The 25,946-nt window shown below is 60.7% G+C and carries 30 protein-coding genes; 25 read left to right on the top strand and 5 right to left on the bottom strand.

The features are described 5' to 3' along the window. Positions 1–3 precede the first annotated feature (3 nt). The gene (locus ACLEJR_RS13305) at positions 4–993 is read left to right on the top strand and encodes a S49 family peptidase (RefSeq protein ID WP_440794197.1); all 990 of its coding nucleotides are present in this window, start codon (positions 4–6) and stop codon (positions 991–993) included. A gap of 166 nt (positions 994–1,159) precedes the next feature. Here the strand turns inward: ACLEJR_RS13305 and ACLEJR_RS13310 are convergent, their stop codons facing one another. Then, positions 1,160–1,738 (bottom strand): Maf family protein, encoded by a 579-nt coding sequence (locus tag ACLEJR_RS13310; protein WP_440794195.1) that lies wholly within the window; start codon positions 1,736–1,738, stop codon positions 1,160–1,162. 104 nt (positions 1,739–1,842) lie between these two features. Between ACLEJR_RS13310 and ACLEJR_RS13315 the strand changes: the two genes are divergently transcribed. The 23 genes from ACLEJR_RS13315 (at position 1,843) to araH (ending at position 22,281) form a co-directional block, all read left to right on the top strand. Further along, positions 1,843–2,370: a YceD family protein gene (locus ACLEJR_RS13315; RefSeq protein WP_003204262.1), complete on the top strand. Its 528-nt coding sequence runs from the start codon at positions 1,843–1,845 to the stop codon at positions 2,368–2,370. A 13-nt stretch (positions 2,371–2,383) separates the two neighbouring features. Continuing rightward, positions 2,384–2,566: a 50S ribosomal protein L32 gene (gene rpmF, locus ACLEJR_RS13320; protein WP_003179396.1), complete on the top strand. Its 183-nt coding sequence runs from the start codon at positions 2,384–2,386 to the stop codon at positions 2,564–2,566. 3 nt (positions 2,567–2,569) lie between these two features. Further along, positions 2,570–3,580: a phosphate acyltransferase PlsX gene (plsX, locus tag ACLEJR_RS13325; protein ID WP_440814475.1), complete on the top strand. Its 1,011-nt coding sequence runs from the start codon at positions 2,570–2,572 to the stop codon at positions 3,578–3,580. 266 nt (positions 3,581–3,846) lie between these two features. Beyond that, positions 3,847–4,785, top strand: a complete 939-nt coding sequence (fabD, locus tag ACLEJR_RS13330; protein WP_440814476.1) for an ACP S-malonyltransferase — start codon at positions 3,847–3,849, stop codon at positions 4,783–4,785. 15 nt (positions 4,786–4,800) lie between these two features. Then, the gene (gene fabG, locus ACLEJR_RS13335; RefSeq protein ID WP_440794189.1) at positions 4,801–5,544 is read left to right on the top strand and encodes a 3-oxoacyl-ACP reductase FabG; all 744 of its coding nucleotides are present in this window, start codon (positions 4,801–4,803) and stop codon (positions 5,542–5,544) included. A 191-nt stretch (positions 5,545–5,735) separates the two neighbouring features. Then, on the top strand, positions 5,736–5,972 hold the full coding sequence (gene acpP, locus ACLEJR_RS13340; protein WP_440794187.1) for an acyl carrier protein: 237 nt from the start codon (positions 5,736–5,738) through the stop codon (positions 5,970–5,972). Positions 5,973–6,080: 108 nt separating this feature from the next. Then, on the top strand, positions 6,081–7,325 hold the full coding sequence (fabF, locus tag ACLEJR_RS13345) for a beta-ketoacyl-ACP synthase II (RefSeq protein WP_440794186.1): 1,245 nt from the start codon (positions 6,081–6,083) through the stop codon (positions 7,323–7,325). Further along, a complete protein-coding gene (gene pabC, locus ACLEJR_RS13350) occupies positions 7,325–8,140 on the top strand; it encodes an aminodeoxychorismate lyase (RefSeq protein WP_440814478.1) in 816 nt (271 codons plus the stop codon). The genes fabF and pabC overlap by 1 nt, the downstream gene beginning before the upstream one ends. A gap of 3 nt (positions 8,141–8,143) precedes the next feature. Next, entirely contained in the window at positions 8,144–9,304 is a 1,161-nt protein-coding gene (gene mltG / locus ACLEJR_RS13355) for an endolytic transglycosylase MltG (RefSeq protein ID WP_440814480.1), read from the top strand. A 19-nt stretch (positions 9,305–9,323) separates the two neighbouring features. After that, the gene (tmk, locus tag ACLEJR_RS13360) at positions 9,324–9,956 is read left to right on the top strand and encodes a dTMP kinase (protein WP_440814481.1); all 633 of its coding nucleotides are present in this window, start codon (positions 9,324–9,326) and stop codon (positions 9,954–9,956) included. Further along, positions 9,949–10,935: a DNA polymerase III subunit delta' gene (locus tag ACLEJR_RS13365; protein ID WP_440814483.1), complete on the top strand. Its 987-nt coding sequence runs from the start codon at positions 9,949–9,951 to the stop codon at positions 10,933–10,935. The genes tmk and ACLEJR_RS13365 overlap by 8 nt, the downstream gene beginning before the upstream one ends. 42 nt (positions 10,936–10,977) lie before the next feature. Next, positions 10,978–11,334, top strand: a complete 357-nt coding sequence (locus ACLEJR_RS13370) for a PilZ domain-containing protein (RefSeq protein ID WP_440794176.1) — start codon at positions 10,978–10,980, stop codon at positions 11,332–11,334. Between the two features lie 11 nt (positions 11,335–11,345). Then, positions 11,346–12,140 carry a TatD family hydrolase gene (locus tag ACLEJR_RS13375; protein WP_440794174.1) on the top strand — a complete coding sequence of 265 codons (795 nt, stop codon included), beginning with the start codon at positions 11,346–11,348 and terminating at the stop codon, positions 12,138–12,140. A 383-nt stretch (positions 12,141–12,523) separates the two neighbouring features. Then, positions 12,524–13,162 (top strand): TetR/AcrR family transcriptional regulator, encoded by a 639-nt coding sequence (locus ACLEJR_RS13380; protein WP_440794173.1) that lies wholly within the window; start codon positions 12,524–12,526, stop codon positions 13,160–13,162. A 138-nt stretch (positions 13,163–13,300) separates the two neighbouring features. Then, positions 13,301–14,269 carry a GTP 3',8-cyclase MoaA gene (locus ACLEJR_RS13385; protein ID WP_440794171.1) on the top strand — a complete coding sequence of 323 codons (969 nt, stop codon included), beginning with the start codon at positions 13,301–13,303 and terminating at the stop codon, positions 14,267–14,269. A gap of 213 nt (positions 14,270–14,482) precedes the next feature. Beyond that, positions 14,483–15,088, top strand: coding sequence for a DUF4823 domain-containing protein (locus ACLEJR_RS13390; protein ID WP_440794169.1), 606 nt, complete (start codon positions 14,483–14,485; stop codon positions 15,086–15,088). 14 nt (positions 15,089–15,102) lie between these two features. Continuing rightward, complete coding sequence (locus tag ACLEJR_RS13395; protein WP_440814484.1) at positions 15,103–15,663, top strand: DUF1285 domain-containing protein; 561 nt, start codon at positions 15,103–15,105, stop codon at positions 15,661–15,663. A 178-nt stretch (positions 15,664–15,841) separates the two neighbouring features. Next, positions 15,842–16,588, top strand: coding sequence for a FadR/GntR family transcriptional regulator (locus ACLEJR_RS13400; protein ID WP_440814487.1), 747 nt, complete (start codon positions 15,842–15,844; stop codon positions 16,586–16,588). Continuing rightward, positions 16,585–17,460: an SMP-30/gluconolactonase/LRE family protein gene (locus tag ACLEJR_RS13405; RefSeq protein WP_440794163.1), complete on the top strand. Its 876-nt coding sequence runs from the start codon at positions 16,585–16,587 to the stop codon at positions 17,458–17,460. The genes ACLEJR_RS13400 and ACLEJR_RS13405 overlap by 4 nt, the downstream gene beginning before the upstream one ends. Before the next feature lie 236 nt (positions 17,461–17,696). Then, on the top strand, positions 17,697–18,515 hold the full coding sequence (locus ACLEJR_RS13410) for an SDR family oxidoreductase (protein ID WP_440814488.1): 819 nt from the start codon (positions 17,697–17,699) through the stop codon (positions 18,513–18,515). Positions 18,516–18,688: 173 nt separating this feature from the next. Then, positions 18,689–19,693 (top strand): substrate-binding domain-containing protein, encoded by a 1,005-nt coding sequence (locus tag ACLEJR_RS13415; protein WP_440794159.1) that lies wholly within the window; start codon positions 18,689–18,691, stop codon positions 19,691–19,693. A gap of 65 nt (positions 19,694–19,758) precedes the next feature. Further along, on the top strand, positions 19,759–21,303 hold the full coding sequence (gene araG, locus ACLEJR_RS13420) for an L-arabinose ABC transporter ATP-binding protein AraG (RefSeq protein WP_440814491.1): 1,545 nt from the start codon (positions 19,759–19,761) through the stop codon (positions 21,301–21,303). 9 nt (positions 21,304–21,312) lie between these two features. After that, complete coding sequence (gene araH / locus ACLEJR_RS13425; protein ID WP_440814493.1) at positions 21,313–22,281, top strand: L-arabinose ABC transporter permease AraH; 969 nt, start codon at positions 21,313–21,315, stop codon at positions 22,279–22,281. A 349-nt stretch (positions 22,282–22,630) separates the two neighbouring features. Here the strand turns inward: araH and ACLEJR_RS13430 are convergent, their stop codons facing one another. The 3 genes from ACLEJR_RS13430 to ACLEJR_RS13440 all read right to left on the bottom strand — a co-directional run bounded on the left by ACLEJR_RS13430 (position 22,631) and on the right by ACLEJR_RS13440 (position 24,124). Then, the gene (locus ACLEJR_RS13430) at positions 22,631–23,011 is read right to left on the bottom strand and encodes a Rho termination factor N-terminal domain-containing protein (protein WP_440814495.1); all 381 of its coding nucleotides are present in this window, start codon (positions 23,009–23,011) and stop codon (positions 22,631–22,633) included. A 33-nt stretch (positions 23,012–23,044) separates the two neighbouring features. Further along, on the bottom strand, positions 23,045–23,386 hold the full coding sequence (locus ACLEJR_RS13435; protein ID WP_440814498.1) for a hypothetical protein: 342 nt from the start codon (positions 23,384–23,386) through the stop codon (positions 23,045–23,047). Positions 23,387–23,467: 81 nt separating this feature from the next. Next, positions 23,468–24,124, bottom strand: coding sequence for an HD domain-containing protein (locus tag ACLEJR_RS13440; protein ID WP_440814499.1), 657 nt, complete (start codon positions 24,122–24,124; stop codon positions 23,468–23,470). A 115-nt stretch (positions 24,125–24,239) separates the two neighbouring features. Between ACLEJR_RS13440 and ACLEJR_RS13445 the strand changes: the two genes are divergently transcribed. Further along, entirely contained in the window at positions 24,240–24,722 is a 483-nt protein-coding gene (locus ACLEJR_RS13445; RefSeq protein ID WP_440794149.1) for an N-acetyltransferase family protein, read from the top strand. Here the strand turns inward: ACLEJR_RS13445 and ACLEJR_RS13450 are convergent. Further along, entirely contained in the window at positions 24,719–25,945 is a 1,227-nt protein-coding gene (locus ACLEJR_RS13450) for an MFS transporter (protein WP_440814500.1), read from the bottom strand. The genes ACLEJR_RS13445 and ACLEJR_RS13450 overlap by 4 nt on opposite strands. Position 25,946 lies beyond the last annotated feature (1 nt).

Genomic DNA, 25,946 nt, shown 5'->3' on the forward strand with positions numbered 1-25,946 from the left:
CGCATGACCGATGAATGGAAGGCACCTGCCAAGGCAAGCGTAGAAAGCGGTGACGACAAAAGCTGGAAGCTGTTGGAAAAGACCTTGCTGGCCAGTGTGCAGGAGCAACGTCGCTCCCGTCGCTGGGGCATCTTCTTCAAGCTCCTGACGTTTGTTTACCTGTTCCTTGCGCTGGCGTTGTTCACGCCGCTGATGTCGGTGGAAAAGAGCGCCGTCAGCGGATCGGCCTACACCGCGCTGATCAATATCGAAGGCATGATCGCCGACAAGGAGCCCGCCAGCGCGGACAATATCGTCGGCAGCCTGCGGGCGGCTTTCGAGGACTCCAAGGTCAAGGGCGTGGTGCTGCGCATCAACAGTCCGGGCGGCAGTCCGGTGCAGTCAGGGTATGTGTATGACGAGATCGTCCGGCTGCGCGGTTTGCACCCTGATATCAAGGTCTACGCCGTGATTTCCGATCTCGGGGCGTCCGGCGCCTATTACATTGCCAGCGCCGCCGACCAGATCTATGCCGACAAGGCCAGTCTGGTGGGCTCCATTGGGGTTACGGCCGCTGGCTACGGGTTTGTCGGAACAATGGACAAGCTTGGGGTTGAGCGTCGGGTTTACACCTCTGGCGAACACAAGTCTTTCCTGGATCCGTTCCAGCCGCAGAAGCCTGAGGAAACCGCTTTCTGGCAGGGCGTGCTCGACACCACTCACAAGCAGTTCATCGCCAGCGTCAAGAAAGGACGGGGCGAGCGCCTGAAGGACAAGGAGCATCCTGAGCTGTTTTCCGGGCTGGTCTGGTCGGGGGAGCAAGCCTTGCCGTTGGGCCTGATCGACGGTCTCGGCAGTGCCAGCTCGGTGGCGCGGGATGTGATTGGTCAGAAAGAACTGGTGGACTTCACCATCGAAGAGTCGCCATTTGACCGCTTCTCGAAAAAGCTTGGGGCGAGTATCGCCGAGCATCTGGCGATGTGGATGGGCTTCCAGGGGCCGACGCTGCGCTGATTGGCGTGCGCTGTCATGTGGCGAGGGGATTTATCCCCGCTGGGGTGCGGAGCACCCCAAGTAAACAGGCACTGAGGTCTTCTTGGTGGATTGTTTTAGGCTGCTTCGCAGCTCGACGGGGATAAATCCCCTCGCCACAGGTTCAGTGTCTCTTGGGGCTGATGAATCAGGGGATCTGCATGCCCTCGGCCAGTAACATATCCACAAGGCGAATCAGCGGCAGGCCGACCAGGCTGGTGGCGTCCGGGCCTTCGGTGCTCTGGAACAGGCTGACGCCCAGCCCTTCGGCCTTGAAACTGCCAGCGCAGTCGTAGGGTTGCTCGGCGTGCAGGTAGCGTTCGACGCGCGCAGGCTCAAGGGTGCGCATAGTGACGGTGAACGGAACGCAATCGACCTGGCAAGCGCCGGTCTGGCTGTTGAGCAGTGCCAGCCCCGTCAGGAAAGTGACCCGGGTGCCGCTGGCGGCCAGCAATTGTTCACGTGCGTTTTCGAAGGTGTGCGGCTTGCCCAGGATGCGCTCGCCGAGCACGGCAACCTGGTCCGAGCCGATGATCAGGTGCGCCGGGTGGCTGGCCGCCAATGCCTGGGCCTTTTCCCGGGCCAGGCGCTTTACCAGTTCGACGGCGGGCTCGCCGGGGCGATGACTTTCGTCGATGTCTGGCGAGCTGCAGACGAATGGCAGTCCGAGTCGGGCCAGCAATTCCCGTCGGTAGACTGAGCTGGAGGCAAGTAATAAAGGCAGCATGGGCATCTCCTAGGGCAATGGCCGATTCTAGCGAGGCGTGCGAGTGACGCACAGGGCTGAATTTCCTTTGACATGGCCGGGGGCATCCCTATAATGCTGCGCCTATGTTGAATGACCCGATTCCACCTCACGTTGACCCGCGCAAATTGGCTGACCGTGGCACCACCCTCCAAGGTGAGTTGTTGCTGGCCGATTTGAAGAGACTCTGCGACCCACTTTCCGACGATGTCGGAACGGTCCAGGCCAAATTCGTTTTTGAACGAGATGAACGTAAATCTGTGGTGATCCACAGCTTTATCGACACTGAAGTCAAAATGGTTTGCCAGCGTTGTCTTGAGCTGGTCACCCTGCCGATCCACAGCGAATGCAGTTACGCCGTGGTGAAGGAGGGTGCGAATACCCAGTCGTTGCCGAAAGGTTATGACGTGCTGGAACTGGGCGAAGATCCATTGGATCTGCAGTCACTGATCGAGGAGGAGCTTCTGCTCGCCTTGCCCATTGTGCCTGCTCATCATCCGGAAGAATGCCAGCAGCCGGCGGGAGCAGATGAGCCCGAACCGAGCGAGGACGAGGTAACGCGGTCCAACCCGTTCAGTGTATTGGCGCAGTTAAAGCGTGACCCAAACGTTTAGGAGTTAATCAATTATGGCTGTTCAGCAGAACAAAAAATCCCGCTCTGCCCGTGACATGCGCCGTTCCCACGACGCTCTCGAGGCTAGCACCCTGTCTGTAGAAAAAACCACCGGTGAAGTTCACCTGCGTCACCACGTATCGCCAGAAGGCGTATACCGTGGTCGTAAAGTGATCGACAAGGGCGCTGACGAGTAATCCTTGTCCGCTCAAGTCATCGCGATTGACGCAATGGGCGGGGACTTCGGTCCCCGCAACATTGTTCAGGCCAGCCTCGCTTGTCTGAATGCTACGCCCTCGCTGCACCTGACCCTCGTCGGTCAACCCTCCCTCCTGGAAGACATGCTCAGCGGCCAATCGGCTGTGGATCGCGCGCGCCTGACCGTTACACCGGCAACCGAAGTCATCACCATGGATGAAAAACCGGCCCAGGCCTTGCGCAACAAACCCGACGCCTCGATGCGGGTGGCACTCGAGCTGTTGCGCGACGGCAAGGTCCAGGCCTGTGTCAGCGCCGGCAATACCGGTGCACTGATGGCTCTGTCGCGCTACGTGCTCAAGACCCTGCCGGGCATCGACCGGCCGGCGATGGTGGCGGCGATCCCAACCCAGCGTGGCTTTTGTCAATTGCTCGATCTGGGCGCCAACGTCGATTGCAGCGCCGAACACTTGCTGCAATTTGCGGTGATGGGCTCGGTAGCGGCTGAAACCCTGGGTATCGTACGTCCGCGGGTGGCACTGCTGAACATCGGCACAGAGGACATCAAGGGCAACCAGCAGGTCAAGCTCGCGGCCACGCTGTTGCACAAAGCCCCCGGCATCAACTACATCGGCTTCGTCGAGGGGGATGGCCTGTACCGCGGCGAAGCGGATGTGGTGGTGTGCGACGGTTTTGTCGGCAATATCCTGCTCAAGTCCAGCGAAGGCCTGGCGACCATGATCGGTCAGCGCATCGAGAGCCTGTTCAGGCAGAGCCTGGCATCGAAAATGGTGGGTGCGCTGGCATTGCCGCTGATGCGTCGATTGCAGGCTGACCTGGCACCGGCACGGCACAACGGGGCGAGTTTCCTCGGACTGCAAGGTATCGTGATCAAGAGTCATGGTTCGGCGGGTGCCGAGGGTTTCCAGAGCGCGATCAACCGGGCGCTGATCGAAATCCAGGAGAACCTGCCCAAGCGTCTGCATGGGCGCCTCGAAGATTTGTTAACTTAGGCGTTTTACTGTGACAGTGCTTAAATGTGACCGGTCGGTTCAAGCCGCCATCCAACTGTCAGTTTCCCAGGGCTCGTACGAAGGGCCGCCGAGCGGCGATCAGGCAGGGCGAAAACAGGCGAGGAGGCGCAGTTTACGGGTGGTAAATGAGCATCCGAGCCGGTTTTCAACGCGGCCTGATCGGCGCGCAGGCACTTTTCGTACAAAGCCTAGCGTCCCCAGGGGCGTCAATTTTTGACAACAAGATCATTAGGGGCTTTGTTTTCATGTCCGCTTCCCTCGCATTCGTCTTTCCAGGACAGGGCTCGCAGTCCCTCGGCATGCTGGCCGAACTGGGCGCGCAATATCCGCTGATCCTCGAAACATTCAAAGAAGCTTCCGATGCTCTCGGTTATGACTTGTGGGCACTGACCCAGCAGGGGCCCGAAGAGCAGCTCAACCAGACCGATAAAACCCAACCGGCCATCCTGACCGCCTCGATCGCGCTGTGGCGCCTGTGGCTGGCCGAAGGTGGTGCGCGCCCGGCGTTCGTCGCTGGCCATAGCCTGGGCGAATACAGCGCGCTCGTCGCCGCTGGCAGCCTGAGCCTGGGCGACGCGGTGAAGCTGGTGGAGCGTCGTGGGCAGTTGATGCAGCAGGCCGTTCCGGCCGGGCAGGGCGCCATGGCCGCGATTCTCGGCCTGGAGGATGCCGACGTGCTGGCAGCCTGCGCCGAAGCGGCGCAAGGCGAGGTGGTCAGCGCGGTGAATTTCAACTCGCCGGGCCAGGTGGTGATCGCCGGTGCCAAGGCCGCTGTCGAGCGCGCCATCGAAGGCTGCAAGGCTCGTGGTGCCAAGCGCGCCATGCCGCTGCCGGTCAGCGTGCCGTCGCACTGTGAACTGATGCGACCGGCCGCCGAGCGCTTTGCCCAATCCATCGCCGCCATTGACTGGCAGGCCCCGCAGATTCCCGTGGTACAGAACGTCAGCGCCAATGTGGCGGCGGACCTGGAGGCGCTCAAGCGTGACCTGCTGGAACAGCTCTACAAGCCGGTTCGCTGGGTCGAGTCGGTACAGACCCTGGCCGCCAAGGGCGCCACTGAACTGGTTGAATGCGGTCCTGGCAAAGTGCTGGCCGGTCTGAACAAACGCTGCGCCGAAGGCGTGTCGACTTCCAACCTCAACACCCCAGACGCTTTCGCTGCTGCCCGTGCAGCGCAGGCCTGAACAGGAGAAACTTGCATGAGTCTGCAAGGTAAAGTTGCACTGGTGACCGGTGCAAGCCGTGGCATCGGCCAGGCCATTGCCCTGGAATTGGGTCGCCAAGGCGCCATTGTCGTGGGCACCGCGACCTCCGCCGCGGGCGCCGAGCGCATCGCCGCGACGCTCAAGGAAAACGGTATCCAGGGCACCGGCCTTGAACTGAACGTCACCAGCGACGAATCGGTTGCGGCGGTACTGGCGAGCATCCAAGAGCAATTCGGCGCGCCGGCGATCCTGGTCAATAACGCCGGTATCACCCGCGATAACCTGATGATGCGCATGAAAGATGACGAGTGGTTCGACGTAGTCGATACCAACCTGAACAGCCTGTACCGGCTGTCCAAGGGCGTTCTGCGTGGCATGACCAAGGCTCGTTGGGGGCGGATTATCAGTATCGGCTCGGTTGTGGGTGCCATGGGCAACGCCGGCCAAGTAAACTATGCTGCGGCGAAGGCCGGTCTGGAAGGTTTCAGCCGTGCGCTGGCACGTGAAGTGGGCTCGCGCTCGATTACGGTAAACTCGGTTACCCCGGGTTTCATCGACACCGACATGACCCGTGAACTGCCGGAAGCACAGCGTGATGCCCTGCAGACGCAGATTCCGCTGGGTCGTCTGGGGCAAGCTCAAGAAATCGCGTCCGTGGTCGCTTTTCTTGCGTCGGACGGTGCGGCATACGTGACCGGGGCTACAATCCCGGTGAACGGCGGGATGTACATGAGTTAAATGTGACGGATTGCTTCAAAAAAATGTCATACGAGCTGTCTAAAATCCGTTATAAAGCTGCAACCAATTTATAGGCGGCGGGCCCCAGGGTTTGAGGAGTGAAGCTTTCGGTTGAAAAACCGAAAAGTTCTTCTATACACTTACCCACCGGCCAGCTGCCTGAATTTGTCCATTAGGAGTGAAAACAAGGTATGAGCACCATCGAAGAGCGCGTCAAGAAAATCGTTGCCGAGCAACTGGGCGTTAAAGAAGAAGACGTTGTGAGCACCGCTTCCTTCGTTGAAGACCTGGGTGCCGACTCCCTTGACACCGTTGAGCTGGTGATGGCTCTGGAAGAGGAATTCGAGACCGAGATTCCTGACGAAGAAGCTGAGAAGATCACTACTGTACAAGCTGCTATCGACTACGTTACCAGCCACCAGGCGTAATCGTTTTTAGTCGTCGCTAGCTGTCATGGAAAAACCGCACTGCCTTTCTGGCGTGCGGTTTTTTCTTTAGGCCTGATGCAAAGTCGTCATTAGAAAAAGGAGAGTGCTGTGTCGCGTAGACGCGTCGTAGTCACCGGTATGGGTATGTTGTCGCCACTGGGCACGGATGTGCCGAGCAGCTGGCAGGGCATTCTGGCTGGCCGCAGTGGCATTGGTCTGATCGAACACACCGACCTTTCTGCCTATTCCACCCGTTTTGGCGGCTCGGTAAAGGACTTCAATGTCGAGGAATACCTGTCGGTCAAGGAAGCCCGCAAGCTTGATCTGTTCATTCAATACGGCCTGGCAGCCGGTTTCCAGGCGGTGCGTAACGCCGGTCTTGAAGTCACCGATGCCAACCGTGAACGCATCGGCGTGGCCATGGGTTCGGGTATCGGCGGCTTGACCAATATCGAGGATACCAGCCGCACGCTGCATGATTCGGGGCCGCGGCGGATTTCACCGTTCTTCGTGCCGGGCTCGATCATCAATATGATTTCCGGTTTCCTGTCCATCCATCTGGGGGCACAGGGACCTAATTACGCCATCGCCACTGCCTGCACCACCGGGACGCACTGCATCGGCATGGCCGCTCGCAACATCATGTACGACGAGGCCGACGTGATGATCGCCGGCGGCGCCGAGATGGCGGCCTGTGGCCTGGGCATGGGCGGTTTCGGTGCCTCCCGTGCGCTGTCGACCCGCAATGACGAGCCGACCCGCGCAAGCCGCCCTTGGGACAAAGGACGCGATGGCTTCGTGCTGTCCGACGGCGCCGGTGCGTTGGTGCTCGAAGAACTGGAGCATGCCAAGGCTCGCGGTGCGACCATCTATGCCGAACTGATCGGCTTCGGTACCAGCGGCGATGCATACCACATGACTTCGCCACCGGCCGATGGCGCCGGTGCTGCCCGTTGCATTGCCAATGCCCTGCGCGACGCGAAAATCAACGGCGAGCAGGTGCAGTACATCAATGCCCACGGTACCTCGACTCCGGCCGGCGACCTGGCCGAAGCCCAGGCGATCAAGACTGTCTTCGGCGAGCATGCCTATAAGCTTGCGGTCAGCTCGACCAAGTCCATGACCGGCCACCTGCTGGGTGCGGCAGGGGCAGTTGAGGCGATCTTCAGCGTACTGGCGATCAACAGCCAGGTCGCACCGCCGACCATCAACCTGGACGAACCGGACGAAGGCTGTGACCTGGACTTCGTGCCCCACACCGCCCGCGGCATGGACATCGATGTGGTGCTGTCCAACTCCTTCGGCTTCGGCGGGACCAACGGCTCGCTGGTGTTCCGCCGGTTCGCCGGCTGATGGAAAGCTGGGTCGACGGTCAGCCGGCCGACGTCCTGTCGCTGAAAGACCGTGGCCTGGCTTATGGCGACGGATTGTTTGAAACCATCGCCGTGCGCAATGGCACGGCGGTGTTGCTGGAGCGTCATCTGCAACGCCTGGAGACGGGCTGTCGGCGGCTGGCGTTGCGGGTTGACTGGGGCACGTTGAACGCGGAGCTGGATAGCTACGCCCGGTCCCTGGGCGACGGAGTGCTCAAGCTGATCGTCACCCGTGGCGACAGCCTGCGCGGTTATGCCGCTGATCCTTCGAGCGAGGCCCGGCGCATCTTGCAGGGCAGCCCTCCGGCGGCCTATCCGGCGACCCATGCCGAACGCGGCGTGAACCTCTTCCCATGCTCCGTGCGCTTGTCCGAGCAGCCCTTGCTCGCCGGTCTCAAGCATCTCAACCGCCTGGAACAAGTGCTGGCTCGGGCCGAGTGGAACGACGCGCAGTATGCCGAAGGCTTGATGCTGGATACGTCCGGGCGGGTGGTCGAAGGGGTCTTCAGCAACCTGTTCCTGGTGCGCGAGGGTGTCTTGATCACGGCGGACCTGGGCCGTTGCGGTGTGGCCGGGGTCATGCGTGCGGAATTATTGTTTCAAGCCGAGTCTTGTGGCATTGCCACCTGGATCACCGATGTGTCCCTTGAACAGCTGCACCAGGCCGATGAAGTCTTTGTCTGCAACAGCGTTTATGGCGTCTGGCCAGTGCTGAGCTGTGGTTCGGCACGCTGGTCGGCTGGGCCGCTCACCCGTAAACTGCAGACCCTTGCCCGCGCGTTATTGGATGTTTGATTCGTGAGACGTAAATTCTTGCTACTGCTGGAAACCGGACTGGTTCTGGCAGGGCTGCTGTTGGGTGCTTCGGCCTGGAAGATTCATTCGGCGCTGCAACAGCCGCTGAACATCACCCAGGAAGAATTGCTGGATGTGCCCAACGGGACCACCCCGACCGGGACCCTCAAGCGCCTCGAAGCCGATGGTCTGATCAAGGACGCTTTCTGGCTACGGATCTATTGGCGCTTCAATCTCGCCGACCAGCCGTTGCACTCCGGTGAATACCGGATGGTGCCGGGCATGACCATGGACGGCCTGATCGAAGTCTGGAAGCGCGGGGAAGTGGTGCAATACAGCGTCACGCTGGTGGAAGGCTGGAACTTTCGCCAGGTACGTGCGGCGCTGGCCAGGGACGAAAAGCTCCAGCAGACCCTGGCCGGCTTGAGCGACAGTCAGGTGATGGAGCGCCTGGGACATTCCGGGATATTTCCCGAAGGTCGGTTTTTTCCGGACACCTATCGCTTCGTGCGCGGTACCTCGGATGTCGACCTGCTGAAAAAAGCCTATGACCGTCTCGAGGATGTGCTTGCCAAGGAGTGGGCACAGCGAGCCGACGATGCGCCTTACACCCAGCCCTATCAAGCGTTGATCATGGCGTCGTTGGTAGAGAAGGAAACCGGCGTGCCCCAGGAGCGCGCCCAGATCGCCGGGGTATTCGTACGGCGGATGCGCCTGGGCATGCTGCTGCAGACCGACCCCACGGTGATCTATGGCCTGGGCGAGCGCTACACCGGCAAACTCACCCGTGCCCATTTGAAAGAAGACAATCCTTATAACACCTACCTGAACCCGGGTTTGCCGCCAACGCCGATTGCCATGGTGGGGCGCGAAGCGATTCATGCCGCCTTGAACCCGGCCTCGGGCAACAGCCTGTACTTTGTCGCGCGTGGCGATGGGAGCCACGTGTTTTCCGATGACCTGGAGACGCACAATAATGCGGTGCGCGAGTTCCAGCTCAAGCGCCGTGCCGACTACCGCTCCAGCCCGGCCCCGGCGACGCCGGACGAACAGGCCCCAATTCCTGCCGCATCGCCTGACACGGCACCGGAGGCCGTGCCCCAGGTGCCGGCGCAACAACCTGCTCCCGAACCGAATGCCAGCGAGCCGCCGAGCCCGCAATGACCCTGATTAAGGACCGCCCGTGACTGGCTTGTTTATAACGCTGGAAGGCCCTGAAGGCGCCGGCAAGAGCACCAACCGCGAATACCTGGCCGAGCGCCTGCAAGCCGCCGGCATCGAGGTGGTATTGACGCGCGAGCCGGGCGGTACACCGCTGGCCGAGCGGATCCGCGAAGTGCTACTGGCACCTGCCGAAGAGATCATGACCCCTGACACCGAGCTGTTGCTGGTATTCGCTGCCAGGGCCCAGCATCTTGCCGAGGTGATTCGCCCGGCGTTGGCCCGTGGCGCGGTCGTGCTTTGCGATCGCTTTACCGATTCCACTTTTGCCTATCAGGGTGGCGGTCGGGGCTTGTCCTTGGAGCGTATCGCTGCACTGGAGGCGTTCGTGCAGGGTGACTTGCGGCCGGACCTTACGCTGATATTCGACCTGCCCGTAGAAATCGGCCTGGCCCGCGCCAGCGCCCGTGGTCGGTTGGATCGTTTCGAGCTTGAGGGCCAGGCATTCTTCAATGCCGTGCGCAATGCCTTCCTGAGCCGGGCCAAGGCCGATCCGGTGCGCTACCTGGTGATCGATGCCGCGCAATCACTGAGCGAGGTCCAGCAGTCACTGGACGAATTGCTGCCGCGTTTGCTGGAGCGTGCCCGTGGCTGAAGCCTATCCCTGGCAGGACAGCCTCTGGCAGCAACTTGCCGGGCGCGCCCAGCATGCCCATGCATATCTGTTGCATGGCCCGGCGGGAATCGGCAAGCGCGCCCTCGCCGAGCGCTTGATGGCCAGCCTGCTGTGCCACAGCCCGAATGCGTCGAACGCCTGCGGTGAATGCAAATCCTGCCTGCTGCTCAAGGCCGGCAGCCATCCCGACAATTACGTGCTGGAGCCGGAGGAGGCGGACAAGGCGATCAAGGTCGACCAGGTCCGGGACCTGGTCAGCTTCGTGGTCCAGACCGCGCAGATGGGCGGGCGCAAGGTGGTATTGATCGAGCCGGTCGAGTCAATGAACATCAACGCCGCGAACGCCTTGCTCAAGAGTCTCGAAGAGCCTTCCGGAGACACCGTGCTGTTGCTCGTCAGCCACCAGCCGAGCCGCTTGCTGCCGACCATCAAGAGCCGCTGCGTGCAGCAGGCCTGCCCGCTGCCGAGCGAAGCGATGAGCCTGCAATGGCTGGCCCAGGCCTTGCCCGACAGCAGCGATGTAGAGCGTGTCGAGTTGCTGACGCTGGCCGCCGGTTCGCCCCTGGCGGCGGTCAGTCTCCAGGCCCAGGGCGTGCGTGAGCAGCGTGCGTTGGTGGTGGATGGGGTCAAGAAACTGCTCAAGCAGCAACAATCCCCCACGCAATTGGCCGAGGGCTGGAACGCCATCCCGTTGCTCTTGCTGTTCGACTGGTTCTGCGATTGGTCGAGCCTGATCCTGCGTTACCAACTGACCGAGGACGAGGCGGGCCTGGGGCTGACGGACATGCGTAAGGTCATCCAGTACCTGGCGCAGAAAAGCAGCCAGGATAAAATCTTGAACATTCAGGACTGGATTCTTGCCCAACGTCAGAAGGTGCTGAGCAAGGCGAACCTCAATCGGGTGTTGTTGCTCGAAGCGCTGTTGGTGCAGTGGGCGAGTTTACCTGGCCGAAACTGACAGCCTGCGCCTAGACTCAGCTCAATCGCAGCGGAGATCAGCATGAACGAACCCGTCAGCCCCGGACCACGCAACGGCATCCTGTCCCTGACCATCAAAGACAAGTCGGTGCTCTATGCCGCCTATATGCCCTTCATCAAGAATGGCGGCCTGTTCATTCCCACCAACAAGAACTATCGCCTGGGCGATGAGGTGTTCATGCTGTTGAGCCTGATGGACGAGCCGGACAAGATCCCGGTGGCCGGCAAGGTGATCTGGATGACCCCCAAGGGTGCCCAGGGCAACCGGGCCGCAGGTGTTGGCGTGCAGTTCAACGACGGCGATAATTCGGCGCGCAATCAGATCGAAACCCACCTGGCCGGCGCTTTGAAGTCCGACCGTCCCACTCATACGATGTAGCCCGTCTCTTTATGCTTGTAGATTCCCATTGCCATCTTGATCGTCTCGACCTCGCTGCCCATGACGGCTCACTGGATGCCGCGCTGGACGCCGCTCGCCAGCGGGGTGTCGGGCATTTCCTGTGCATCGGTGTCAGCGCCGACAACGCCGCCGATGTCAAGGCATTGGCCGAACGCTACGCGGATGTCGATTGTTCGGTCGGCGTCCACCCGCTGGATGTCCAGCCCGACGCCGCGCCGGCGCTCGATTGGCTGCTGCGTGAGCTCGACCATCCGCGGGTCGTCGCCATTGGCGAAACCGGCCTGGATTACCACTACGAGCCGGAGGCCGCCGAGGTGCAACAGGCTTCCTTCCAGTTGCACCTGGAGGCTGCCCGGCAGACCGGTAAACCCGTGATTATCCATACCCGGGGTGCCCGGGCCGACACGTTGGCCTTGTTGCGCTCTGCCGCGCTGCCCCAGGCTGGGGTGCTGCATTGCTTCACCGAGGATTGGGACATGGCCAAGGCTGCGTTGGACATGGGCTATTACATTTCCTTGTCCGGAATCGTCACGTTCCGCAATGCCGACGCCCTGCGCGACGTCGCCAGCAAAGTACCGGCCGACCGCTTGTTGGTGGAGACCGACTCGCCATACCTTGCGCCGATCCCGTATCGCGGCAAGCCGAACCTGCCGCAATACGTACGGGAGGTGGCGGAATTCCTGGCCATGCTACGTGGCGAGTCCTATGAGCGATTTGCCGAACAGACCACAGAAAATTTTAAGCAATTATTTCCACTGGCCCATGTCCGCTCGGCAGAAGCCTGAATTTTATGCAAAAAAAACCCGGGTTCTGGGGGGTGAATCCGGGTTAAGACCATTAGGAGTAAAACAAAGGCACGCGGTCCGTTGGTACCTTTATCAGGGCGTCACTTGGGGGAGATGTCGCCCCGACAGTTCAAGTATTGATCAGTATGCCGACCCGTCCAGTCTGGGCCGGGTGGTTTTTAAACGGATTTGGAATACGTTCGCTTCGGATAAGTTCTCACCGGCGCAGAGCCTGCCGCCGTGGCCTGCCAACAACCCAAGCGAAACCCGTAAAGCGATCGGTTTTGTGAAGAACTGCTGCCGGGAGCGGATGATCCGTGCATTTTTACGTAAGTTAGGCATAATACCCGGCTTCGAATTTTGACCCTTCAGACCTTTTTCTTATGCACAAAGAACCTCGTAAGGTCCGTGAGTTTCGCCGCCGCGAGCAGGAAATTCTCGACACCGCGCTCAAGTTGTTCCTCGATCAGGGCGAAGACAGCGTCACCGTCGAGATGATTGCGGATGCCGTGGGTATCGGCAAAGGCACCATCTATAAACACTTCAAGTCCAAGGCAGAGATCTACCTGCGCTTGATGCTCGACTACGAGCGCGATCTGAATGAGCTCCTGCATTCGGCCGATGTGGATAAGGACAAGGAGGCGCTGTCCCGTGCCTACTTCGAATTCCGCATGCGCGACCCGCAACGCTACCGCTTGTTCGATCGCCTGGAAGAGAAGGTGGTCAAGGGCAACCAGGTGCCGGAAATGGTCGAGGAGCTGCACAAGATCCGTGCCTCGAATTTCGATCGACTGACCCTGCTGATCAAAGGCCGTATCAGCGAAGGTAAGCTCGAGGACGTACCGCCTTACTTCCATTACTGCGCGGCATGGGCGCTGGTGCACGGCGCCGTGGCGCTGTATCACTCGCCGTTCTGGAGCAATGTGCTGGAAGATCAGGAAGGCTTCTTCCAATTCCTGATGGACATCGGTGTGCGCATGGGCAACAAGCGCAAGCGCGATACGGACGTGCCGAGCAACTGACATTCAGCTGTCTGATTGCGCCATGTCTGCTTACATGGCGCAGTGTCCCAGGAATATACTCAGGCTTGGGTCTTGTTAAAACTTGATTTATAGGTCAAGTTTCGTCAGTCCGTTCCCTCTTTCCCGCCGGAGTGATCCATGATCGTTGACCGTCAAGGTAGGCGCTTTCGCAATTTGCGGATCAGCCTGACGTCAGCCTGCAACTATGCCTGTACCTACTGCGTGCCCGATGGCAAGCGGCTGGTGGCTGCGCAGGATGAGCTGTCAGCCGAGGCGATGGCGCGCGGCGTGGAATATTTGATCGAGGCCGCCGGCATCGAGCGGTTGCGCATCACTGGCGGCGAGCCGCTGGTCAGCCCCAAGCTCGAGCGGTTCATGACGGCGGTGGGGCAGATGGGCCTGGAAGACATCAGCCTGACCACCAATGGGCAGTTGCTGGCAAAAAAACTGCCGTTGCTGGTCGATGCCGGCATTCGGAGGATCAACGTTTCCCTCGACACCCTGGATCCCCTGGCGTTTCGCAGCATTGCCCGGGGCGGTGACCTGGCGACTGTGCTCAGCGGCATGGAGCAGGCCCGCGCCGCTGGAATGAAGATCAAGGTCAACATGGTGCCGCTGCGCGGGCAGAACCTGGACCAGGTGATGCCGCTGCTTGAATACTGTCTGGAGCGTGGCTATGAGCTGCGTTTCATCGAGTTGATGCGCATGGGCCACCTGGCCCGGGACTCGAATGCGTTTTTGCAGCAGTTCGTCAGCCTCCAGCAGTTGCTCAGTCTGATCGGCGATCAGTACGAGTACCTGCAGGCCAACGCGCCGGTGGATGCCACAGCGGTGCGCTATGAAATTCCAGGGCAGGGGTATTTCGGTGTGATTGCCAACGAAAGCGTGCCGTTCTGCCGCACCTGTTCTCGACTGCGCTTGTCGTCCACAGGCTGGTTGCATGGCTGCCTGTCTTCAAGCAATCGGCACTTCGTCGGTGATTTGCTGGACAAGCCCCGCCACCAGGCGTTGCCGGCCCTTCAGCGCTTGCTGGTCAAGGCGCTGGGGGATAAGCAGGAAGTGGCGTTTTCCGGTGGTGCGACCATCATGAAGATCATCGGCGGCTGACAGCCTTTGTGGCGAGGGAGCTTGCTCCCGCTCGGCTGCGAAGCAGTCGTAAGGCTTCAGACCGAAGAGGGCTGCTTTGCAGCCCAGCGGGAGCAAGCTCCCTCGCCACGGACATATTCCGAGACTGAAGACCCGACAAGTCGCTGAGCTGGCGCAAAAGCTGCATCCCACGACCATTCGCCGGTTTTCCGACACCGGTTTCTGGAGGGTAGGATGCGTAGCCTGGTTTTGCTGCTGGCCGTTTTGGCACTCGGTGGTTGCATGAATGTCAGCGACATGGGGGAGGGCGTTCGTTATCACATGAGTGACGCCGGCCTGTTGGACCACAGCGACAGCCGTCGTATAAACAACCTGCGTATCCAGCCGGACTCGTTCATCTATATTGCCCAGGGCGCTTTCGCTCCGCCGGGCGGTGCCTATCCACGGCCCAATGTCGTGGCCGAGGAAGCCTTCAACGGTTTCATCGAATATTTCCCCATGGTCCGTCGTGCCCGAGTGCCCGAAGGGCTTGACCAGGCAATGGGCGAGGCCCGTGCCGCCGGCGCTCATTACCTGCTGTACACCCGGTTCGCCAAGGCCGACAACCGTATCGGCAACAGCGACGAGTGGGCCGACGAAGAGGCCGTGGATCGACTGGGCGTCGACACCAGCGTGATTCAGATCATGTTGATCGAGACCAGCACGCAGTATTTGATTGATACTGCACGGATCAAGAGTCGTGGCGGTTTACTGACGTTGCACGACAAACAACCCCAAGACCTCATCGCCGCGCCTTTGCGTGAGTATGCCCGCAGCCTGCTTGGGATGAGCGACGAATAATTCAAGGAGTCACCATGAGCGGACCGCAAAAAGCCAATGACTTGCTGGGGCAGATCCCCAAGACCAAAGGCCTGCCGCCGGTCCACTTGTGGAACCCCGACTTCTGCGGCGACATCGACATGCGCATCGCCCGTGACGGTACCTGGTACTACTTGGGCACGCCCATCGGGCGCAAGCCGATGGTCAAGTTGTTCTCCACCATCATCCGCCGCGACGGCGATGATTACTTCCTGATCACTCCAGTGGAAAAGGTCGGCGTCAAGGTCGACGATGCGCCCTTTGTGGCCGTGACCCTCGATGTCGAAGGCGAGGGAGAAGGGCAGCTCCTGCGCTTTACCACCAATGTCGAGGAAACCACCGAAGCGGGCCCCGAGCATCCGATGCGGGTGGTGATCGATCCTCAGACCCAGGAACCCGCGCCCTACGTGCATGTGCGCAGTAATCTCGAGGCGCTGATCCACCGTAATGTGTTTTACCAGTTGGTGGAATTGGCAGTCAGTCGTGAGGTGGACGGGCAGCGCTGGTTGGGCGTGTGGAGTGGGGGTGAGTTCTTTCCGATAGGCCTGGAACCCTGATTTGCCCCTGTGGGAGCGAGCTTGCTCGCGATGGCGTCGGATCAGTTGACTCATGTGTTGCTGAAACACCGCTATCGCGAGCAAGCCCGCTCCCACAGCGGTTACCCAAAATTCGGATTGACACCCAATCATATGATGATTAGCGTGGGCCACCATAAGAACAGCCCGCGGGGTTTCCATGTCCAGCAGTTTTCACGCATCGACCGTCGATTGGCTGGGTGGCTGGATAGCGGCCGGCCAGGTCAAGCCTGGGCAGGCCATCAAGGTTGAAGCGGACCTCGGCGAGCAACTGGGGGTCAGCCGCACGGTGATCCGCGAGGCGATCAAGACCCTGGTGGCCAAGGGCATGCTGGAGGTCGGGCCGAAAGTTGGCACCCGGGTCCTGCCGGTGCGGCGCTGGAACCTGTTCGACCCGCAAGTGGTGGGGTGGCTGTCACGCAGCGGCCTGCCGGAAAACTTCGTCGACGATCTGCTGGACTTGCGCCGGACCATCGAGCCGATGGCGGTGCGCTGGGCTTGCGAACGGGCCACCAGCGAGCAGGTGCAAGCGATCCGCCTGGCCTACCATGCGCTGGAGAGGGCGGTGGACAGCGGTGCCGATTACAACCGCGCCGACCAGTTTTTCCACGAGTGCATCCTCGCCGCGAGCCATAATCAATTCATCGAACAGATGGTCCCGGCCCTGGGGGCCTTGCTGGCGGTGTCGTTCGAGGTCTCGGCGGCCGACCCCGATGAACTGCGCCGCACCTTGCCCATCCACAAGGATATCGCTGAAGCCATTGCCGCTCGCGATGCCACGCGAGGTGTCTGGGCCTGCATGACCCTGATCGATAACGCCGACATGGCGATCAAACGTTTTTACCCCAATGTCATGGCCGGTCGAACCGACACCGCCAGGCACACCGGGAATGGGAGATTTCAATGAAGTGGACGGCAGTGACGGAACACCGGGCGCAACTGGGCGAGGGGCCGTTCTGGGATGAGCCGACCCAGGCGCTGTACTGGGTCGATATCGCCGGCAAGCAGGCGCTGCGGCTGATCGGTGCCAATGTGCAGATCTGGCAGATGCCCGAGCATGTGTCGGCCTTTATACCCACCCAAAGTGGCGACGCGTTGGTAACCCTGAGCAGTGGCGTCTATCGGCTGGACCTGGATTCGCCGGGCCTGGAGCCCAGGCTGACGCTGCTGTGCATGGCCGATCCCCAGCCAGGCAATCGGCCCAACGAGGCTCGCTGCGATGCCCTGGGCCAACTCTGGCTCGGCACGATGCAGAACAATATTGGTGAAAACGGCGAAGACTTGCCCATCGAGCAACGTTCCGGCGGACTGTTTCGCGTCGCTGCTGATGGTCGTGTGATGCCGCTGCTGCGCGGGTTGGGGATCCCGAACACCTTGCTGTGGAGCCCTGACGGCACCACGGTGTACTTCGGCGACAGCCTCGATGGCACGTTGTACCGGCACTTCATCTACCCTGAAGGCAACCTGGCGCCTGCCGAGGTCTGGTTTGGCCCGCATTCCCGTGGCGGGCCGGACGGTTCGGCGATGGATGCCCGGGGTTATATCTGGAACGCTCGTTGGGACGGCAGTTGCCTGCTGCGGCTGCACCCGGACGGTCACGTTGATCAGGTAATCGAACTGCCGGTCAGTCGTCCCACCAGTTGCGTGTTCGGTGGACCGGACCTCAAGACACTGTACATCACCAGTGCGGCGAGCCCGTTGGGCCATCCGCTGGACGGAGCGCTGCTGTCGATGCAAGTCGATGTTCCAGGCGTGGCCTGTACCCGGTTTGCAGGCTGAATCCCATAATATGGGATGTAAATATATATATTGAGATTATCCGGTGGCCGGGTTTATAGTCGGCTCCATCAGCAATACGCACTCACACTAAAAAAACAAAACAGGTGAAGCGATGCAACGATCTCCCTCCGTGCGCTCTGGCGGTGTACGTGAACCCATGTTGTTCAAGCTTGCGTTGAGCCGGTCATCCTCGGGTGCCCGGCTTTTGTCGTGCCTGTACGTTGGGGACGTGGTCCATGGCTGAGCCACTGTCCCTGCCGCCAGTGCCAGAGCCACCCAAGGGCGAGCGCCTGAAAAACAAGGTGGTGTTGCTGACCGGTGCCGCCCAAGGTATTGGCGAGGCGATTGTCGCTGCGTTCGCTTCGCAGCAGGCGCGACTGGTCATCAGTGACATCCAGGCTGACAAAGTCGAGCAAGTGGCCGCCCACTGGCGCGAGCGTGGTGCGGATGTGCAGGCGCTGAGGGCCGATGTGTCGAAGCAGCAGGACCTGGTGGCCATGGCCCGGCTTGCCGTCGAGCGGCACGGGCGCATCGACGTGTTGGTCAACTGTGCCGGGGTCAACGTCTTCCGTGACCCGCTGCTGATGACTGAAGACGACTGGCGCCGCTGCTTCGCTATCGACCTGGATGGCGCCTGGTACGGTTGCAAGGCGGTATTGCCGCAGATGATCGAGCAGGGCGTGGGCAGCATCATCAACATTGCATCGACCCATTCGTCCCACATCATTCCCGGCTGTTTCCCATACCCGGTAGCCAAGCATGGCTTGCTCGGCCTGACGCGTGCCCTGGGCATCGAATATGCCGCCAAAGGGATTCGCGTCAACGCCATTGCACCGGGCTATATCGAAACCCAACTGAACGTCGACTACTGGAACGGCTTTGCCGATCCCCATGCCGAACGCCAGCGTGCGTTGGACCTGCACCCGCCACGGCGAATCGGCCAGCCGATCGAAGTGGCAATGACGGCCATATTCCTGGCCAGCGATGAAGCACCGTTTATCAACGCCTCATGCATCACCATCGATGGTGGACGTTCGGTCATGTATCACGACTGAATATTCTTGAGTGGCAGCGGGAAACTTCGCCTGTCATTCAATCATCATACGATATGACTATTTAGCCCTATGCTGTAGCAACTTGTTGTACCGCCCAGCCTGCGTGAGTCCACCCTAGGTGGAGCAGAATCCTGGACGTTTTGGCTTTCAATAAAAAAAACAAGGAGTCAACTATGAAGCATCGTCGTGGGATCCGTTCCCTGTGTCGCGCCGCCCTGGCGGTAACCGCGGTCAGCCTGAGCTGCAACCTGCTGGCGGCTGAAGAAGTGAAAATCGGTTTTCTGGTCAAGCAGGCCGAGGAGCCCTGGTTCCAGACCGAATGGGCGTTCGCCGAGAAGGCGGGCAAGGACAAGGGCTTCAAGGTGATCAAGATCGCCGTGCCCGATGGTGAGAAAACCCTCTCGGCCATCGACAGCCTCGCCGCCAACGGCGCCAAGGGCTTTGTGATCTGCCCGCCGGACGTGTCGCTCGGCCCGGCCATCATGGCCAAGGCCAAACTCAATGACTTGAAAGTCATCGCCGTCGACGACCGTTTCGTCGACGCCAGTGGCAAGTTCATGGAGGACGTCCCGTACCTGGGCATGGCCGCGTTCGAAGTGGGCCAGAAGCAGGGCGCCGCCATGGCCGCCGAAGCGAAAAAACGCGGCTGGGACTGGAAAGAGACCTACGCGGTGATCAACACCTTCAACGAGCTGGACACCGGCAAGAAACGCACCGACGGTTCGGTCGACGCGCTGAAAAAAGCCGGTTTCCCGGAGGATCACATCCTCTACTCGGCCCTCAAGACTCTCGACGTACCGGGCAGCATGGACTCCACCAACTCCGCGCTAGTCAAACTGCCCAGCGGCGCGAAGAACCTGATCATCGGCGGCATGAACGACAACACGGTGCTGGGCGGTGTGCGCGCCACCGAAAGCGCCGGCTTCAAGGCGGCTAATGTAATCGGTATCGGTATCAACGGCACCGACGCAATCGGCGAGTTGAAGAAACCTGACAGCGGCTTCTTCGGTTCGATGCTGCCAAGCCCGCACATCGAAGGCTACAAGACAGCCGAGATGATGTACGAGTGGGTCACCACGGGTAAGGAACCACCGAAATACACCGCCATGGACGAGGTGACGCTGATCACCCGGGAGAACTTCAAGCAAGAGTTGGAAAAGATCGGCCTGTGGAATTGACGGCGGGTTGATTCAAAGCGGCCTTGGCAACAGGGCCGCTTGATCTCTGTAAGTTCGAGGTGGTTATGCAAGCGCAAACAGCGACACAACAACAAAGCATCGGCGGCAGCCTGCGTTTCAACGGGATCGGCAAGACCTTTCCCGGCGTGCAGGCGCTGGCCAATATCAGTTTCGTTGCGCATCCGGGGCAGGTCCATGCCCTGATGGGCGAGAACGGCGCGGGCAAGTCCACGTTATTGAAGATTCTTGGCGGTGCCTACATCCCGAGCAGCGGCGAGCTGCAGATCGGCGAGCAGACGATGGCCTTCAAATCCACCGCCGACAGCATCGCCAGCGGCGTGGCGGTGATCCACCAGGAACTACACCTGGTGCCGGAAATGACCGTCGCGGAGAACCTGTTCCTTGGCCATTTGCCGGCGCGGTTCGGCCTGGTCAATCGCGGGCTGCTGCGTCAGCAGGCGTTGAAACTGCTCAAAGGCCTGGCGGACGAAATCGACCCCCAGGAAAAAGTCGGTCGTCTGTCCCTCGGCCAGCGCCAACTGGTGGAAATCGCCAAGGCGCTGTCCCGCGGCGCCCACGTCATCGCTTTCGATGAGCCCACCAGCAGCCTTTCGGCGCGGGAAATCGACCGTCTGATGGCAATCATCGCCCGCCTGCGGGACGAGGGCAAAGTGGTGCTCTACGTCAGCCACCGTATGGAAGAGGTGTTTCGGATCTGCAATGCGGTGACGGTGTTCAAGGATGGCCGCTACGTGCGCACGTTCGAGAACATGAGCGAGCTGACCCATGACCAACTGGTGACCTGCATGGTCGGTCGCGATATCCAGGACATCTACGACTATCGGACTCGTGAGCGCGGTGAAGTGGCGCTGCAAGTCGAGCGCCTGCTGGGGCCGGGCCTGCGCGAGCCGGTGAGTTTCCAGGTGCACAAGGGGGAAGTCCTTGGGTTGTTCGGGTTGGTGGGGGCCGGTCGGACCGAGCTGCTGCGCATGCTCAGTGGCCTGGAACGCCAGACGGAAGGGCGGCTGGTGCTGCACGGAAGGGAACTGAAGCTGCGCTCACCCCGCGATGCCATCGGCGCCGGCGTGCTGCTCTGCCCGGAAGACCGTAAGAAAGAAGGCATCATGCCGCTGGCGAGTGTGGGCGAGAACATCAATATCAGCGCCCGCAGCAGCCATTCCACACTGGGTTGCCTGTTGCGCGGCGAGTGGGAGCGAGGCAACGCCGAGAAACAGATCAAGGCGCTGAAAGTGAAGACCCCGACGGCGGGGCAGAAAATCATGTACCTGTCCGGCGGCAACCAGCAGAAGGCGATCCTCGGTCGCTGGCTGTCGATGCCGATGAAGGTCTTGCTGCTGGACGAGCCGACCCGCGGCATCGACATCGGCGCCAAGGCCGAGATCTACCAGATTATCCACAACCTGGCGGCGGACGGCATCGCGGTGATTGTGGTGTCCAGCGACCTGATGGAAGTGATGGGCATTTCCGACCGGATCCTAGTGCTCTGCGAAGGGACCCTGCGCGGCGAACTGCCGCGTGACCAAGCCAATGAATCCAACCTGCTGCAACTGGCGCTGCCACGCCAACGCGTTGCCGACGCGGCGAACTGAGAGGTAAACATGACCATTCAAAACAATGCACTGCCAACGGCACGCAAACCCCTGGATATGCGTCGTTTCCTCGACGACTGGGCGATGTTGCTGGCGGCCATCGGGGTCTTCGTGCTGTGCACGCTGATGATCGATAACTTCCTGTCGCCACTGAACATGCGCGGCCTTGGCCTGGCGATTTCCACCACAGGCATTGCGGCTTGCACCATGTTGTACTGCCTGGCCTCCGGGCACTTCGACCTGTCGGTCGGCTCGGTGATCGCCTGCGCCGGCGTGGTCGCGGCGGTGGTGATGCGCGACACCAACAGCGTGTTCCTTGGCATCAGTGCGGCGCTGGTGATGGGGCTGATCGTCGGTCTGATCAACGGCATCGTGATCGCCAAGCTGCGGGTCAATGCGCTGATCACCACGTTGGCTACCATGCAGATTGTCCGCGGCCTGGCCTATATCTTCGCCAACGGCAAAGCGGTTGGCGTTTCCCAGGAAGCGTTCTTCGTCTATGGCAACGGCCAGTTGTTCGGTGTGCCGGTCCCGATCCTGATCACCATCGTGTGCTTCCTGTTCTTCGGCTGGCTGCTGAACTACACCACCTATGGGCGCAACACCATGGCCATCGGCGGCAATCAGGAAGCGGCGCTGCTGGCGGGGGTGAACGTTGATCGCACCAAGATCATCATTTTCGCCGTGCACGGCGTGATCGGCGCCCTGGCGGGGGTGATCCTGGCCTCGCGCATGACCTCGGGCCAACCGATGATCGGCCAGGGGTTTGAACTGACCGTGATCTCGGCGTGCGTACTGGGCGGGGTTTCGTTGAGCGGTGGTATCGGCATGATTCGCCACGTCATCGCCGGCGTGCTGATTCTGGCGATCATCGAGAATGCGATGAACCTGAAAAACATCGACACCTTCTACCAATACGTCATCCGCGGCTCAATCCTGCTGCTGGCAGTGGTGATCGACCGCTTGAAACAGCGCTGAGCCTTGCCACAATGGATCGGCGCACATCGCCGATCTCCTGTGGGAGCGGGCTTGCCCGCGAAGGCGGCGGTACATTCGACAGCTTCTTGCCTGACACGCCGCTATCGCGAGCAGGCTCGCTCCCACAGGGTTTTGTGTAGGTCAGCAGGGTTGAATACACCGCCATCCATTGTGGGAGCGGGCTTGCCCGCGAAGGCGGCGGTACATTCGACATCGTTGTTGCCTGACACGCCGCTATCGCGAGCAAGGCTCGCTTCCACAGGTTGTGTGTAGGTCGCGGGGCTGGATACACCGCCAATCCACTGTGGGAGCGAGCCTGCTCGCGATAGCGATGTGTCAGGCGCCAATATCACCCAGCCTTGCGCAGCGCCTCGACCAGTTCCTGCTTACGCATCTTCGAACGCCCTGGAATGTTTTTCGCTCGGGCTTCCTTCATCAGGTTGTCCACCGTCTGCGTCGCATGGGAGGCCTTGCCGCTGCGCGGATGGCCTTCACGGGTCTTGGCAGCGCGCCGGGCGGATTCCTTGCGATCAGTGTTCTTCTCAGCGGCCGGTTTCTCTTTCCCCGAACCGCCGGGGCGTTCGCCGCCGCCCGACTGCTTGTTCACCGTTGCCCACGCGCGTGCCTCGGCCTTGTCTTCGGACAAGCCCTTCTTCTCGTAGCTTTCTTCGATGTGTTCGGCCTTGCGCTTTTGCTCGGCGGTGTATTTGTCTTTGCTTCCACGAGGCATGGGATCTTCCTCCTCTTGTGTGTGAGCAGAGGGCTACTGGCTGGCGCCACCGCCTTCAGAGCCCGAACCACCGGTGGTGGTCTTGGAACCCACGCCTGTCTCGGCGTTATCAGGAGCGGTGGAGTCCGGCGTGGTCACACCCTGACGCCCCATGTCATTGCCCTGCACTCGCGGATCGGTGCCGGTAGCGGGTGGCTGGCCATTGTTCAACGTGCCGCCGGTACCGTCAGTGTTCAGCTTGGGCAAGCCTTGGGTGGCCGGCGAGTTGGGTGCCTGCACCGGGTCGGTCGGGCCGGTGCCCGAGGTGGTCGCGGCAAAAGCCATCGAAGACAGCAGCGTGGCAAGAGTGAATACAGTCAGCCTTGAAGTGATCATGGTGTCGCCTCCATTTTTTGAATGCTTGCCTGATCTTGGGCTGCGCCCGAGCCGCGTGGTGCCTTGGCGGCGACGAATGGTCTAATCGCTCAGGCCGGCTTCCTCCATGAACTGCCTGAGGAAGTCTTTGAGTCGCTCGTGGCGGATCAGCGCCATACGTTGCCCCGTAGCGGTCTGGAAGCCATCGCACAGGTGCAGCAATTTGGTCTGGAAGTGATCGAGGCAGTAACGCTTGTCGTCATAATCCCTGGCGATGGCCAAGGGGTCCTGAGGGTCATAGAGCACACTGCCCATGCGTCCGGCGACATAAAACGTTCGCGCAACGCCGAGCAAGCCCAGTGAGTCGAGGCGATCAGCATCCTGGAGGATTTTTGCTTCCAGCGTGACTGCAGCAATATTGGCTGAAAAGCTGTGAGCTTCAATGGCATGGGCAACGGCGCTGATTTTTTCGCCGGGCCAGTCGAGTGTCGACAACAGCGTCGCTGCTTTGTCCGCCGCCAGGCGAGATGCCTGGTCGCGCAACGGCGAATTCTTTTCCACTGCCACACAGTCGTGCAGCAATGTTGCCGCGAGGAGGATGGCCATATCGCCGCCCTCATGGCGCTCAAGTGCGCGAACGTTGCTCCAGACCCGTTGCAAATGCGACAGATCGTGAGCGCCGTCCCCGGAAGGTTCCAGCGCATGGGGCAGCAGTTGAGTGGCTAGGGCCTGCAATGGAGCGAAGTCGGCAGCGAACATGACAGTTTCTCGGATGCACGCGTCCGATGACTCGGGGCGCGAGATTGTTTTCATATGTGACGAGCGGCTGTTAGCGGCTTAGTATGGCGCTTTCAATTGGCTACAAGGCCTGTTCATGTCGATCGAGATCCGTCCCGCGCAACCCAGCGATGCGCCGCAAATCCTTGCTTTCATCACCGAATTGGCCGATTACGAAAAGGCTCGTCACGAAGTCATCGCCAGTGTGGCCGACATCGAGCGCAGTCTGTTCAGTGAGGGCGCGACCGCCCATGGCTTGATCTGCCTGCGCGATGGCGTGCCGATCGGGTTTGCGGTGTTCTTCTTCAGCTATTCCACCTGGCTGGGCAGCAACTGCCTGTACCTTGAAGACCTGTACATCACGCCGGATCAACGCGGCGGCGGGGCGGGCAAGACGTTGTTGCGGCACCTGGCAAAGATCGCCTGCGACAACGATTGCGGTCGTTTCGAATGGAGTGTCCTGGACTGGAACACCCCGGCGATCGAGTTCTACAAATCCCTCGGCGCGCAGCCACAGGAAGAGTGGGTGCGCTATCGGATGGACGGCAAGGTCTTGAGGGATTTTGCCCAAGGTAACTAAGACTCCTGCGCGGCACGTGTTGTCGGTGGTCCAGCTTCCTGCAGGGTGTTCACGCGTGCCAAACGAGGCATCAAGGATGCGGTCACCAGCAGCGATAGGGCACCGAATAGCGTAATGGTGTAGCCGGCTCCGAGGAGTTCGGCCGTGCCGCCCGCTGCCAAGGCAAAAATGCCCTGGGCCGCCAGCCGGCCGGAGGACTCCAGCCCCTGGACCTGTCCGATACGATCCTGGGGAATGTGGGCCACCAGGCGTTCTTGAAGCCCCAGCGACGCAGAAAACCCGAGGCTGGCGAGCAAGACCAGCAGCGCGGCTACCATCCAAGGCAACTCGATGAAAAATATCAGGTAGGGTGCTGCCAGCAACACTCGCTGGTAAAGGTTGATCCTGCTGCGGGTGTCGGAGCGCATCCACCGGCCAACCATCAGATCACCGAACAGCATGCCAACCGCTCCTGCCGCCAGTAGATAGCCGGCATTGTCGTGAGCGTAGGGGATAAACAAGCTTTCGGCACCGACCACGATTCCGTTGGGTACCCACAGCGCCAGCAGCAAGACCCTGACGTTGGGGTGGCGTAGCGCCCACTTGTTAACCGCCTGGGTGGCAGCGAACCCGGTTGATCGACGTACAATGCCTGGTTCAATGCCTGGGCGGGGCGTGGGCGGTATCCCCCACAGCACCACGCAGGCACCCAGAGCCATGAGTATTCCCAGAGCCACGAACATGGGCGAGGGATCCACGAACTGGATAAGCGCCCCTGCGAAGGCGAAGCCACAGATCTGCATTGCCCCGTTCGTCAGGTTCAGAAGACTGCGAGCCATGGCATAGTTGTCACGTCCGACGCTGGTCACGACCAGGCCTAGTTGCAACCCACTGCTGATCGCCGCGAGCAGCCCACTGAAGATCAGGAGCACAAACCGCATCCACAAGGGCAGTGGCAAGGCCTGGGCGCCCATGCAGATCGCGCTGAGGAGCTGCAGGGCGGTCATCAGCGCACGAGGCGAGGAGGTGTCGGCCAGCGACATCAGGCTCGCCGCACCCAAAAGGCTGGCCAGCGACGGCGCAAACATCGCAAAGGATGTAAGAAATGTTGACCCGGTCGCGGCGTCGACTACGGTGCCCAGGTAAAGGCCGGATATGGAGGTGGCCAGCACATTGGTAACTTGCGTGGCGAACAAGCTGCCGAACTGACGTTCGCGCAGCAGCGAAAGGTATCCTGCTGACATC

The organism is Pseudomonas sp. SMN5, assembly GCF_052041925.1.
Taxonomy (GTDB): domain Bacteria; phylum Pseudomonadota; class Gammaproteobacteria; order Pseudomonadales; family Pseudomonadaceae; genus Aquipseudomonas.